This window comes from Mesorhizobium sp. Root552 (assembly GCF_001427285.1).
Lineage (GTDB): Bacteria > Pseudomonadota > Alphaproteobacteria > Rhizobiales > Rhizobiaceae > Mesorhizobium.
Genome location: NZ_LMFV01000016.1, coordinates 31,465 through 44,567, shown reverse-complemented (window position 1 = coordinate 44,567; position 13,103 = coordinate 31,465). Strand labels below are relative to the sequence as shown.

General features: G+C 60.6%; 10 protein-coding genes and 3 pseudogenes. 10 read left to right on the top strand and 3 right to left on the bottom strand.

The annotated features are described in order from the left end of the window. Nucleotides 1-52 precede the first annotated feature (52 nt). The 3 pseudogenes from ASD50_RS24240 to ASD50_RS23670 all read left to right on the top strand — a co-directional run. Nucleotides 53-987: pseudogene (locus ASD50_RS24240) on the top strand (tetratricopeptide repeat protein); the annotation flags it as partial. Between the two features lies 1 nt (nt 988). Next, a pseudogene (locus tag ASD50_RS24235) lies at nt 989-1,199 on the top strand (adenylate/guanylate cyclase domain-containing protein); the annotation flags it as partial. A gap of 1 nt (nt 1,200) precedes the next feature. Beyond that, a pseudogene (locus ASD50_RS23670) lies at nt 1,201-1,389 on the top strand (adenylate cyclase); the annotation flags it as partial. 198 nt (nt 1,390-1,587) lie between these two features. On the opposite strand, the gene rhaI reads toward ASD50_RS23670, so the two are convergent. Next, entirely contained in the window at nt 1,588-2,880 is a 1,293-nt protein-coding gene (rhaI, locus tag ASD50_RS09530; protein ID WP_056239660.1) for an L-rhamnose catabolism isomerase, read from the bottom strand. A 24-nt stretch (nt 2,881-2,904) separates the two neighbouring features. Next, nucleotides 2,905-5,007 (bottom strand): bifunctional rhamnulose-1-phosphate aldolase/short-chain dehydrogenase, encoded by a 2,103-nt coding sequence (locus ASD50_RS09525; RefSeq protein WP_056239639.1) that lies wholly within the window; start codon nt 5,005-5,007, stop codon nt 2,905-2,907. Between the two features lie 188 nt (nt 5,008-5,195). On the opposite strand from ASD50_RS09525, the gene ASD50_RS09520 reads away from it, so the two are divergent. The 7 genes from ASD50_RS09520 (at nt 5,196) to ASD50_RS09490 (ending at nt 12,326) form a co-directional block, all read left to right on the top strand. After that, on the top strand, nt 5,196-6,005 hold the full coding sequence (locus tag ASD50_RS09520; protein WP_056239637.1) for a DeoR/GlpR family DNA-binding transcription regulator: 810 nt from the start codon (nt 5,196-5,198) through the stop codon (nt 6,003-6,005). A gap of 54 nt (nt 6,006-6,059) precedes the next feature. Next, nucleotides 6,060-7,055: a rhamnose ABC transporter substrate-binding protein gene (gene rhaS / locus ASD50_RS09515; protein ID WP_056239635.1), complete on the top strand. Its 996-nt coding sequence runs from the start codon at nt 6,060-6,062 to the stop codon at nt 7,053-7,055. Between the two features lie 64 nt (nt 7,056-7,119). Beyond that, complete coding sequence (locus ASD50_RS09510; RefSeq protein WP_056239633.1) at nt 7,120-8,664, top strand: sugar ABC transporter ATP-binding protein; 1,545 nt, start codon at nt 7,120-7,122, stop codon at nt 8,662-8,664. Continuing rightward, entirely contained in the window at nt 8,661-9,638 is a 978-nt protein-coding gene (locus ASD50_RS09505) for an ABC transporter permease (protein ID WP_056239629.1), read from the top strand. The genes ASD50_RS09510 and ASD50_RS09505 overlap by 4 nt, the downstream gene beginning before the upstream one ends. Next, nucleotides 9,635-10,636: an ABC transporter permease gene (locus ASD50_RS09500; RefSeq protein ID WP_056239626.1), complete on the top strand. Its 1,002-nt coding sequence runs from the start codon at nt 9,635-9,637 to the stop codon at nt 10,634-10,636. The genes ASD50_RS09505 and ASD50_RS09500 overlap by 4 nt, the downstream gene beginning before the upstream one ends. Beyond that, entirely contained in the window at nt 10,636-10,953 is a 318-nt protein-coding gene (gene rhaM, locus ASD50_RS09495; RefSeq protein WP_056239623.1) for an L-rhamnose mutarotase, read from the top strand. The genes ASD50_RS09500 and rhaM overlap by 1 nt, the downstream gene beginning before the upstream one ends. Nucleotides 10,954-10,955: 2 nt before the next feature. Next, nucleotides 10,956-12,326, top strand: a complete 1,371-nt coding sequence (locus ASD50_RS09490; protein ID WP_056239619.1) for an FGGY-family carbohydrate kinase — start codon at nt 10,956-10,958, stop codon at nt 12,324-12,326. A 34-nt stretch (nt 12,327-12,360) separates the two neighbouring features. On the opposite strand, the gene ASD50_RS09485 is transcribed toward ASD50_RS09490, so the two are convergent. Beyond that, a complete protein-coding gene (locus ASD50_RS09485) occupies nt 12,361-13,053 on the bottom strand; it encodes a FadR/GntR family transcriptional regulator (RefSeq protein WP_056239617.1) in 693 nt (230 codons plus the stop codon). Nucleotides 13,054-13,103 lie beyond the last annotated feature (50 nt).

Sequence of the window (13,103 nt, the reverse complement as noted above, 5' to 3'; positions counted from 1 at the left end):
CCGGTCGGGCGTTCGAAGCGGCCCCTCTATCGCYGTCTTGCCCTTTGCGGACATGAGCATTGATCCGGAGCAGGCGCATTTCGCCGACGGTTTGGTGGACGATCTGATTACCGACCTGTCGAAGGTGCCGGGTCTCCTGGTGATCGCAAGCCATTCATCGTTCGCTTTCAAAGCAAGCTCCGCCGATACGCAATCTATCGCGAAGGAACTCGGCGTCCGCTATGTCGTCGAGGGCAGCGTGCGCCGCGTCGCAGGCCAGGTCAGAATTGGGGTTCGTCTCACTGAGGCGACGATGAATAGATGCCTTTGGGCCGAGCGCTTTGATGGCGATCTGGCCGACGTCTTTCGCCTGCAGGACCAAGTGGTGAGCAAGGTCGTTGCTGCGTTGGCTAACGTGCTGCCACTTGGACCAGTGCTCGGTGATGCGCCCCGGCGCCGGACGACGATAGAAGCGTATGACTTCCTCGTTCGCGGACGCGTTCTTGTCATGCAGTCGCCTGCCGGAAACGATCTGGCTCGTACTCTCCTCGCCAAGGCGGCCGACCTCGATCCGAATCTGGCGGAGGCCTACGCATGGCTCGCCGTCTCGCACTACAACGCGGCGACCCAGTACGGGGAAGACTTTGACGCGAACCAGGCTCTCGGGCTCGCTTACGCTCAGAAGGCTATGTCGCTCGATAGGAGCGATCCTATGGCGCATAGCGTTTTTGGGTTTGCTCGGCTCTGCGAGGGCCTACTCGAGGAGGCCGAGTCCGCATTCCAAGCGGCGCTGCGGATCAACCCGAACCATGCCGACACGATGGTGAACATGGCGAATTTGAGGGTCCTGCAAGGCCGGCCCCATGATGCTATCGAACTGGCTGAGAATGCTCTCCGGCTCAACCCCTATCCGCCGGGTTGGTACTACTGGGACCTCGGGTTCGCGTACTATGCTGCTGGCCGCTATACCCAGGCTGTCAGGGTTCTCCGCAAGGAAGAGGTTGGCCGNCCGCCGGGTTGGTACTACTGGGACCTCGGGTTCGCGTACTATGCTGCTGGCCGCTATACCCAGGCTGTCAGGGTTCTCCGCAAGGAAGAGGTTGGCCGSCTACCGGCAAAACGCATCCTCGCTGCGAGCTTGGCGCAGCTCGGCCAGCTTACCGAAGCCCACGAGGAAGCCTGCCGGTTCCTCGAGATCAATCCCGGCTTCCTGGCGTCTCNAAACGCATCCTCGCTGCGAGCTTGGCGCAGCTCGGCCAGCTTACCGAAGCCCACGAGGAAGCCTGCCGGTTCCTCGAGATCAATCCCGGCTTCCTGGCGTCTCGTTGGGCAGCTACGCAGCCWTTTACGCGCGATGAGGACCTGCAGCATTTCCTCGACGGCTATATCAAGGCGGGTTTGCCGCTTTAGGCCAGCCGTCCGCGATACTTTCTCCGGTCTGCGCAAGCGGAATTAATTTAGCCGCTCCGCAACCGATTGTCCCCGGGTATCAGGGTCCTACAGGGTGTTGGCATTTCGTTGCGAAGCGCATGGACAATTGCCGTCGGCTCACGGCCGCAGATTGACTGACCAGCCCGAGCCTGACGGTCAAAATTTCCTGCGAAAAGATCACACAATCCCGCCGCCGCCACCCGTGACTGCAGGGCGTTCGCTTGCCACCTTGGCGCGATAGCCGGCGGCGCGGTAGGCGGCGACCGGGTCGATCGCCCCGCCGCCATTCAGACGCGCCATGGCAAGGATAGGTTCGACATCTGTGCGGTAGGCGGCCTTCAGCGTCTGCGTGGCCATCAGGGCATCGTTGGCATCCTGGAAACCTTCGAGAGCCGTGCGGTCAACCAGCAGGGCCTGGGTGTAGGCGCGTTGCACTTCGACCGCCGACAGCATGAGGCTTTCGATAGGATCGGTGACGTTGTGGCTCTGGTCGAGCATGTGGGCCGGGTCGAAGCCCCCGGCGCCGCTGATTTCGGCGTCCACGAGTTCGTTGAAGACCAGGAACAGCCGGTAGGGGTCGATCGAGCCGGCGTCGAGGTCGTCGTCGCCATATTTGGAATCGTTGAAATGGAAGCCGCCGAGCTTGCCGAACTGGATCAGGCGCGACACGATCATCTCGATGTTGACGTTGGGCGCGTGATGGCCGAGATCGACGAGGCAGAAGGCCTTCTCGCCCAGTTCACGGGCGATGATGTAGTTGGTGCCCCAGTCCTGGACGACCGTGGAGTAGAAAGCCGGCTCATACATCTTGTGTTCGGTGAACAGCTTCCAGTCGTCGGGCAGCCCGGCATAGATCGAACGCATGGCGTCGAGATAGCGCTCGAAGGCGCGTGCGAAATTGACCTGGCCGGGGAAGTTCGAGCCGTCACCGATCCACACCGTAAGGGCCCTGGAGCCGATGTCGCGGCCGATCTCGATGCATTCCAGATTGTGCTCAACCGCCTGTTCCCGCACTGCCCTGTCGGCATGGCTGAGAGAGCCGAACTTGTAGGAAAGCTTCTGGTCGGCAGCGTCGGAAAAAGTGTTGGAGTTCATAGCGTCGAAGCCAAGCCCGAAGCGGGAGGCGGCCTGCTTCAGCCGCTTGGGATCAGCCTTGTCCCAAGGAATATGTAGCGACACCTTCGGTGTGGCGCGCGTAAGTTGCTGGATGACGGCGCAATCCTCGATCTTGTCGAAAATATCGCGCGGTTCACCCGCACCGGGAAAGCGCGCGAAACGCGTGCCACCCGTACCGACGCCCCAGGATGGGACGGCGATGTGGAACGAGGCAACCTTGTCGCGAATGGTGTCTATCGCGATGCCACGCCTCGCCAATTGCTCGCCGAGCGCTTCGTAGTCACGCTTGAGGTCAGCTTCACGGGCGTTGTTGGCTTTCTCTACGACCGCGGCCGGGATGATCTGCTCGCTCATCATGCTTCCTCCCGCTTCGCCGTTCTACCGCGTGAAGCTCTGGGCGTTGCCTGCATCGACATTGACGATATTGCCGGTCGATTTTGCCGACATGTCGGAGGCGAAAAAGTAGACGGCCTCGGCGATGTCCTCGGGAAAGACCGAACGCTTCAGCATCGAGCGCGAACGATAATGTTCTTCAAGGTCGTCCGTGGACATCTTGTAGGCTGCCGCCCGCTGTTCCTTCCATTCGCCGGTCCATATCTTGGAGCCGCGCAACACGGCGTCGGGATTGACGACGTTGACCCGGATCTGTGCCTCCGCCCCTTCAAGGGCGAGACAGCGGGCAAGGTGAATTTCAGCGGCCTTGGCCGTGCAGTAGGCCGAGGCATTGGGCGACGCCGCAAGCCCGTTTTTCGAGGCTACGAAGACGACGTTGCCGCCGATTTTCTGGACGCGGAACAGTTTGAAGGCTTCACGGCTGACGAGGAAGTAGCCGGTCGCCAGGATGTCCATGTTTCTGTTCCACAGGGCGAGCGTTGTCTCTTCAACCGGTGCCGATGAGGCAAGACCGGCATTCGACACCAGGATATCGATGCCGCCAAATTCAACGGCTGTATCGGCAAAGCCGTCTGCCACCTGTTGTTCGGCGGTGACATCGATGCGCACGGGGCGCACGAAATCCTTGCCGTGCGCGGCGGTAAGCTCATCGTGGGCCTTGGCGAGCGCGGCCTCGTCAATATCGGCTAGCACCACGCAGGCACCTTCGCGCAAAAGGCGCGCCGCGGTCGCGCGCCCGATGCCGCCGGCGCCACCGGTGACGAGCGCGATCTGGCCGGCAAGCGCCTTGGGCTTTGGCATACGCTGGAGCTTGGCTTCTTCCAGGAGCCAGTATTCGATATTGAAGGCTTCCCGCTCGGGCAGGCCGACATAGGTGGAGACGCTCGACGCGCCGCGCATGACGTTGATGGCGTTGACGTAGAATTCGCCGGAAATGCGGGCCGTCGCCTTGTCGCCGGCGAAGGTGAACATGCCGACGCCGGGCACCAGAAAGACCACGGCATTGGGATCGCGCATGGCCGGAGAGTCGGCATGTTTGCAGCGCGCATAGTAGGCTTGGTATCCGGCGCGATATGCGGCGATGTCGTCGGGAAGGCGGGCCAAAATGGTATCCGTGTCTCCGGTAGCCGGATCGAATTCGATCACCAGTGGCCTGATCTTGGTGCGCAGGAAGTGGTCCGGGCACGAGGTGCCGAGCGCCGCCAGGTCGCGCAGATTCCTCGAATTTACGAACTCGAGTACCGTGTCGGAATCGTCAAAATGCCCAACCTTGTGGGACTTCTCGGATATGAGGCCGCGGATGGCCGGCATTAACTTGGCCGCGACGGCCCGGCGTTGAGCCTGGTCCAAGGACTTCACAACCGCGCCGCCGAATGCCGGCTTGCCCTCAGTCTTGCGTTCGAACCAGTCGATTGCCTGATTGATCACCGTAATGGTCGTTTCGTAGCAGGCCTTCGGCGTGTCGGCCCATGTAAACAAGCCGTGACTCTCAAGGACCACGCCCTTCGCCGCAGGGTTTTCGAGGCAGAATTTTTCCAGCCATAGACCGAGTTCGAAGCCGGGCTTCTTCCACGGCAGCCAGCCAATATCGTCGCCGAAAATCTCCTTGGTCAACGTCTTGGAGTCCTTCGATGCCGCAATTGCGATGATTGCGTCCGGGTGCATGTGATCGACATAGGCATGGGGCACATAGGCGTGAAGCGGCGTGTCGATGGACGCAGCGCGAGGGTTCAGATTGAAGGTGCAGTGCGGCAGATAGCCGACCATCTCGTCTTCGTGCTCGATCCCACGATAGAGGCCTTTCAGCGCCCTCAGCTTTTCCATGTAGAGGGTGGCAAAGCCGTCGAGCTTGATGGAGGCGCTGTCGCCGCCTGAGCCCTTGACCCACAGCACCTCGACCTGTTCGCCGGTCAGCGGGTCCGCTTGCACAATCTTCGAAGAGGTGTTGCCGCCGCCGTAGTTGGTGACGCGCTTGTCTGAGCCAAGGATGTTGGAGCGATAGACGAGCCGTTCCGCCTCTGACATCGCGGCAGCCTTGGCATCATCCCACAAATTCGCGAGGCGCGAGCCGGTGCGCTTGTCGAGCATGATTCAAATCCTCCCAAGGAGCGCGCGGATTGCCGCACAACATACACTGCAAATTTCCACGATTGTCCGCCCGCGTCAATCAAAAACAATCAAATACGATCATATTGCGCTGCACAATGAAATTATTTGATTGAAAATGATTGACACTGAGCGAGGTGCATGCGTAGATGAGAGGGCAGGGAGGAACCATGCACGAGAAAGAACGCCACAGGATCATTCTGTCCGCCGTCCAGGAAAAACCCGTCGTGACGGTACAGGAACTGGTCGATCTGACCGATGCGTCCGAGGCGACGATCCGGCGCGATATCGCCGCGCTGCATGTTCAGAAGCGGCTAAGGCGCGTGCGTGGAGGTGCAGAAGCTATCTCCCCTCCGGCATTCGTTGGTTTGGCGGGTCGTACGTTCTCCGTCAATGAAACCATCAACGCTGCGCAGAAGCGCGCGATCGCTCGCGAAGCGGTCGAGCTTTGCAAAGATGGCGAGCCGATTATCATCAATGGCGGCACCACCACCTTCCAGATGGTGCACTTCCTGATCAATCGGCGCATGCCGATCTTCACCAATTCCTTTCCGATTGCCGAGCATCTGCTCAAGCATTCCAAGAATACGGTGATGCTGTCGGGCGGGACCATCTATCGCGAGCAGAACATCATCCTGTCGCCGTTTGAAAACGACGTGACGCGCAATTTCTACGCGCGGCGCATGTTCATGGGTGCGCAGGGCCTCGGCCCGCTCGGCTTGATGGAGGGCGATCCCCTTTTGATCCAAGCGGAGCAGAAGCTGATCGACCAGGCAGATGAGCTGGTCGTGCTGGTGGATTCGTCGAAGTTCCGCCAGCGCTCAAGCCTGATTTTGTGCGGCCTGTCGCGCATCGCAACCGTGATCACGGATGACGGTATCGAGGATCGTGAAGCGGCCATGCTGGAAAGCGCGGGTGTGACGCTGGTGGTTGCCAGCAAGGGCGCGGCCGCACGGGAAGAATCTTCGCTGCAGGCCTGATCTTTTTCACGCCGCGGTGCTGATGGGAATGTAACGCTCAAGGGAGGTATTTCGATGAGCATCTGGAAAAAACTGCTGGTGACAGCAGCGTTTTCGGCCGCCATGGTCGTCAACGCGGCCTACGCAGACAACGTCAAGATTGCACTGGTGGTGAAGTCGCTGGGCAACGGTTTCTTCGACGCCGCCAACAAGGGCGCCGAGGAAGCGGCCAAGGAACTGGGCGATGTCGACTTGATCTATACCGGCCCGACCAAGGCGACCGCCGAGGCCCAGATCGAAATGGTCAACTCGCTGATCGCCCAGAAGGTCAATGCAATTGCCATCTCGGCCAATGACGCTGACGCACTTGTCCCTGCGCTGAAGAAGGCGATGGAGCGCGGTATCACCGTTATCTCCTGGGATTCCGGTGTTGCTCCGGAAGGCCGCCAGCTTCACCTCAACCCGTCCGACACCAACCTGATCGGCGAGACCATCATCAAGCTCGCTGCCGACTATTTGCCTGAAGGTGGCGACGTCGCCATCCTGTCCGCTGCTTCGACGGCAACCAACCAGAACGCCTGGATCGATGCCGCAAAGAAGGTGCTGCCGGAGAAATTCCCAAAGATCAATCTGGTCGCAACCGTCTATGGCGATGACGACTCGGCCAAGAGCACCGATGAAGCCAAGGGCCTGTTGAAGTCCTATCCGAACCTGAAGGCAATCATCGCGCCGACCACCGTCGGCGTGGTCGCCGCCGCCCAGGTGGTGACCGACGAAGGCCTGATCGGCAAAGTCAACGTAACCGGACTTGCGCTGCCTTCGGAGTTCAAGAAATTCATCGACAACGGTGCCAGCCAGGCGGTTGCGCTGTGGAACCCGATCGATCTCGGCTACTCGGCGATCTACCTCGCGCATGATCTCGCCGTGAAGAAGGAAGAGGCAAAGCCGGGTGCGACGCTGTCCATCGGTCGCGTTGGCAAGGTGACGCTCGACGACACCAATTCGGCTGCTATGGCTCCTCCGTTCCAGTTCGACAAGTCGAACATCGAAGAGTTCTCGAAGATCTATTGATCGAGAAGGAGGCGGCGGCCTGTCCGTCGCCTCCACACCCCAACCACCAGGGCTTGATACGAAGATGGACACGACAGCCCAGCGCAACGGAACGGGAGGATCGCAAGCCTCAAGGGCTGCGCCGCGCCTGACGCTTTCCGGCATCGGCAAGAGCTTTCCCGGCGTGCGCGCGCTGCACAATGTTTCCCTGTCGCTCTACCCGGGTGAAGTGACCGCCTTGATCGGCGAAAACGGCGCCGGCAAGTCCACTCTGGTGAAGATCATGACCGGCATCTACCAGCCGGACAGTGGTGCAATCACTGTGGACGGCGGGCCGGTATCATTGGCAAGCGCCCATGCGGCCTTTGCCAACGGCATCACCGCGATTCACCAGGAAACGGTTCTTTTCGACGATCTTTCGGTGGCGGAAAACATTTTCCTCGGCCATGCCCCGCGCACGCGCCTGGGGCTGATCGACTGGTCGACAATGCGCGCCAATGCGCGTGAAGTGCTGACCACCATGCAGGCCGGCCATATCGACCCCGATACGCGCCTCAAGGATCTTGGCATTGCCAACAAGCATCTCGTTGCGGTGGCGCGCGCCATGTCGATCGATGCCAGTATCGTCATCATGGACGAGCCGACGGCAGCCTTGTCGATGAAGGAGATCGAGGAGCTTTTCCTTTTGATCGAATTCCTCAAGAGCCAGGGCAAGGCGATCCTGTTCATCAGCCACAAGTTCGATGAGCTATTCCGCATCGCCGACCGCTACACCGTGTTCCGCGACGGCGAGATGGTGGGCGAAGGCCTGCTCGGTGAGACCAGTCAGAACGAAATCGTCAAGCTGATGGTTGGCCGCTCGATCGACCACATCTTTCCGGAACGAACAGCTTCGGTTGGAGAACCCATACTGACGGTCGATGGCCTGTCGCACCCGACGGAGTTCGACGATATCGGCTTCAAGCTGCACAAAGGCGAAATCCTCGGCTTTTACGGGCTTGTCGGTGCGGGGCGCAGCGAGGTGATGCAGGCGATTGCCGGCATTACCCGCACCAGCGGCGGCAAGATTGCCCTGGAAGGCCAACAGATCGCGCCGACATCTGCTGCCGACGCCATAGAGGCCGGCATCGTCTACGTGCCAGAGGAGCGCGGCAAGCAAGGCGTGGTGATCGGCCTGCCGATCTTCCAGAACGTGTCGCTTCCTTCATTGAAGCGAACCAGCAAATCCGGCCTGCTTAGGCTCGCGGAAGAGTTTGCTCTGGCGCGCACCTATACCGAACGGCTGGACTTGCGGGCATCGTCGCTTAGCCAGGAGGTCGGCACGCTTTCCGGCGGCAACCAGCAAAAGGTGGTCATCGCCAAATGGCTGGCCACGCAACCGAAGGTCATCATTCTCGATGAACCCACCAAGGGCATCGATATCGGCTCGAAGGCCGCCGTGCATGGTTTCATGGCCGAACTGGTCGCCGAAGGCCTGTCCGTCATCATGGTCTCTTCTGAATTGCCTGAGATTCTCGGTATGTCGGACCGTGTCGTCGTCATGCGCGAAGGACGCATTGCTGCTGTCTATGACAACGGGGCGCTCGACGCCGAAACATTGGTGCGGGCCGCTGCGGGGATTGCCGCATGAAGATGTTGCTCAGATATCGCGAGGCCTGGCTGCTGCTGGCAATCGCTGTCGTGGTTGGCCTGATCTCCACCCGGTTTCCGGCATTTGCACGGCCGGGAAATCTGGCCCAGGTCTTCAATGACACCTCGATCCTGATGATCCTTGCGCTTGGCCAGATGGTGGTGATCCTGACGCGTGGCATCGACCTTTCGATGGCATCGAACCTGTGCTTCACCGGCATGGTCGTTGCGATGTTGAACGCGGCCCATCCCGGCATTCCGGTCGTGATCCTGATTTTGATCGCACTCGCGGTGGGGCTGGTGCTTGGCGCCATCAACGGCCTGCTGGTGTGGCGCCTCAATATTCCCTCGATTGTCGTCACGCTCGGCACACTGACGATCTATCGCGGCGCCACATTCGTCCTGTCGGGCGGCGCATGGGTCAATGCCGACAAGATGAGCCCGGCCTTCATCGGCTTCCAGCGCGCGGCATTCCTCGGTGTTCCGGTGCTGTCGTGGATCGCCATAGGCGTCATAGCGCTGTTCTTCGTTCTGATGACGCGCACGCCGCTTGGGCGTTCGGTCCATGCCGCCGGCGTGAACCCGACGGCGGCTGTCTATACGGGCATCGATGTCGGCCGCACGCAGTTCCTTGCCTTCTGCATTTCCGGCATGATTGCCGGCCTCTGCGGCTATCTGTGGGTGTCCCGATACGTCATCGCGTCGGTCGAGGTGGCGAGCGGCTATGAGCTCAACATCATCGCCGCCTGCGTGATCGGAGGCATTTCGATTGCCGGTGGTATCGGTTCTGTCGGCGGGGCGGTGCTCGGAGCACTTTTCCTCGGGATCATCGCCAACGCCCTGCCGGTCATCAACATCTCGCCGTTCTGGCAAATGGCCATTTCCGGCTCGGCGATCATTCTAGCCGTTGTGCTCAACGCGCGTGGCGAGCGTCGCCAAGGCCGCATCATCCTGAAGAAGGCGGAAGCGACATGACCGACACGCCTGCGCCACGCCGCATACCCGACCGGCTCGACAAGCCGTTTACGTCCGCGGTGTTTTCCTGGGAAGCGCTGCTGGCAGCCGTCGCGGTTGCCATCTTCATCGCCAACAGCCTGGCTTCGCCGTATTTCCTCGATCCGTGGTCGCTTTCGGACCTGACGTTCAATTTCACCGAAAAGGCGATCGTCGCGTTCGCCATGGCGCTCCTCATCATTGCCGGCGAGATCGATCTTTCGGTTGCTGCAATCATCGCTTTGGCTTCGACGCTTATGGGCATGGCCGCACAGGTAGGCGTCGGCACGGCGGGCCTGGTCGCAATCGGAATCGCAATCGGCCTTGCCTGCGGGGCGTTCAACGGCCTGCTGGTGACGCGCCTTGGCCTGCCATCGATTGTCGTGACCATCGGAACCATGACGCTCTATCGCGGCATCGCCTTCATCATCCTTGGCGACCAGGCCTACAAGGGCTACCCAGCAAGCTTCGCCTTCTTCGGGCAGGGTTACGTCTGGTGGGTGGTTTCCTTCGAACTTTTGCTGTTTGTCTTCGCCGCCGTGGCATACTGGGCCCTGCTGCACCGGACGAGCTTCGGCAGGCGCGTCTTCGCCATAGGCAACAATCCGGTTGCCGCGCAATTTTCCGGCGTACGCGTAGGGCGCATCAAATTCATCCTGTTTTGCCTTACCGGCCTGATGTCGGGCATAGCGGCGGTATTGATCACCTCGCGGCTCGGATCGACGCGTCCGTCGATTGCGCAGGGCTACGAGTTGGAGATCATCACCATGGTGGTGCTTGGCGGCGTCAACATCCTTGGCGGTGCAGGCAGCATCCTTGGCGTGGTACTCGCCGCGCTGATCATGGGGTTGGTGACTTTTGGCCTTGGTCTGCTCAATGTGCCCGGCATCGTCATGTCGATCTTTGTCGGACTGCTGCTCATCGTGGTGATTGCTTTGCCGATTGTATGGCGGCGGATGCGGCGGGAGCGAGTTGCGTGATGGCCGAGAAATACGCTTTCCGCATGCGGCTCAACCCAGACATGAAAGCCGAATACAAGCGCCGGCACGACGAAATCTGGCCGGAACTGGTGATCCTGTTGCGAGATGCCGGTGTCTCCGACTACTCCATCCATCTCGACCAAGAAACAAACTGCCTGTTCGGTGTGCTGTGGCGCAAGGCCGGCCATGGCATGGACGAGCTGCACCGTCACCCCGTCATGCGGCGCTGGTGGGCGCATATGGCTGACCTGATGGAAACGAAGCCGGACAATGAGCCGGTGGCAGTGCAGCTCGAAACCGTTTTCCATATGGAATGACGATGGCCGCCATCCGTCACGTCGCTGTCATCGACATCGGCAAGACCAACGCCAAGCTGGCGATGGTTGATCTGGACAGTCTGTCGGAAACTGGGGTCAGAAAAACACCCAACCGGCCACTCCTTGGTAGCGCCTATCGCCACCACGACGTCGAAGCCATCTGGACTTTCATTCTCGAGAGCCTTCAAGCGCTGGGGGGAGAACAGCGCATTGATGCGATATCCGTTACCACACATGGGGCAACTGCCGTCTTGATCGACGCCAGAGGCGAGCTGACCTTGCCGGTTCTCGACTACGAGGACGACGGCCCAGACGGGCTGCGCCAGCGTTATGACGCGGTAAGACCGGGTTTCGAAGAGACCGGCTCGCCATGCTTGCCACTTGGCTTGAATCTTGGAGCCCAGCTTTTCTGGCAAAGCCAGGCGTATCCCGAAGCATTTGCCCAGGTGTCCCATATCCTGACCTACCCGCAATATTGGAGCTGGCGGCTGACCGGTGTCGCGGCAAGCGAGGTAACCTCGCTCGGCTGTCACACGGATCTGTGGAACCCTGTTACCAAGGACTTTTCCACACTCGTCGACCGCATGGGTTGGCGTAGTCTCTTCCCGCCGATACGGACCGCCGGTGAGCGATTGGGTTTTGTTCGACCCGCCATTGCGGAACGCATCGGCATCGATTCGTCGATACCGGTTTTCTGCGGCATTCACGATTCGAACGCTTCGCTCCTGCCGCATCTTTTGCAGCGGAAGGGCCCGTTTTCGGTCGTTTCGACCGGCACTTGGGTCATTTCCATGGCAATTGGCGGGCGCGAAATCGACCTTGACCCGGCGCGCGACACGTTGGTCAACGTCAACGCGCTGGGCGACCCGGTTCGCTCCGCCCGGTTCATGGGAGGGCGCGAGTTCGAGCTTTTGTCCGACGGCGCGACTGCGATGGCAGATGACAACGCGATACGATCGGTTGTGGATCGTAGGATCATGTTGCTGCCCTCGGTCCAGCAGGGCTCCGGGCCTTTCCCGCTTGCGCAGTCGCACTGGGTTGGCGAGCCCTCCAAAGAGGAGCGCGCTATCGCAATCTCCTTCTACCTTGCGATGATGACGGCGACCTGCCTCGACCTGATCGGAGCAGATGGCGCTACGGTTGTCGAAGGCCCGTTTGCGCTGAACGCGCAGTATTGCGACATGTTGCAGGCTGCCACTGGACGCCCGGTCTTGCCGCAGGCCGCTCAGGCAACCGGGACCAGCATCGGTGCTGCCATGTTGGCTGGGGCGTACCGCAAAGGTCGGCTTAGCGACCCGAAGCCGAAAACCTTGCCCGCGGCTTGGAGCGCCTATGCACGCGCTTGGCGTGATGCCGTGGACGCAACAGACTAGCCGCAGGTATCTGCGCGCTTGTCTGCCGGGGAAATTACTCTGCCGCTTGCCGTACCGGCATGAGGCGCTGCTCCACCTGTTGAAGGTGATGCCGCATCGCGGCGGCAGCTCCCGCAAGGTCGCGCTCGGCAATCGCCCCAACGATCTTTTCATGGTCTTCGAAGCTGTGATGATCTGCGGGCGGGCGAGCGCCTTCGGACCGTAAGCGGCCCCAGACCACGGTGCGGCGGATCGCATTCAAGACATCGAACAGGCCGAGCAGCACATTGTTGCGGCTGGCTTGGGCAATCTGCCGGTGCAGCAGGTTGTCGATGTTTTCATACTGGCGCCAGGTCGCGGCTTCGCGTGTCTGTGCAAGCGAGTGGCGCATGGCGGCAATGTCGGCAAGCGTGGCGTGCAAGGCGGCCTCGCGTGCGATTTCCGGTTCGATGATCAGGCGCGCACGCATCACGTCGGCTGGGTTGGTGCGGCCGGCGATTTCCGAAATCCCGATGGTTTCCTCGACCGGTCCGCTGCCCACGAAGGTGCCTTTGCCGACATGGCGCCAGATGTGACCGTCCTTTTCCAGCACGTCCAGCGCCTTGCGAAGATCGCCGCGCGACACGCCAAGGCTTTCGCAGAGCTCGCGCTCCGATGGCAGCCTGCCATCGCTCGGCAGGTCTATCTGGGCCAGATAGGCCTGAAGCTGCACCAGAGCTGCATGGCCGCCATTTCCAATTTTGTCCATTGGTTCGACCAATCGGGAATCCCTCACACGCAATTTTAATAATGCGAATG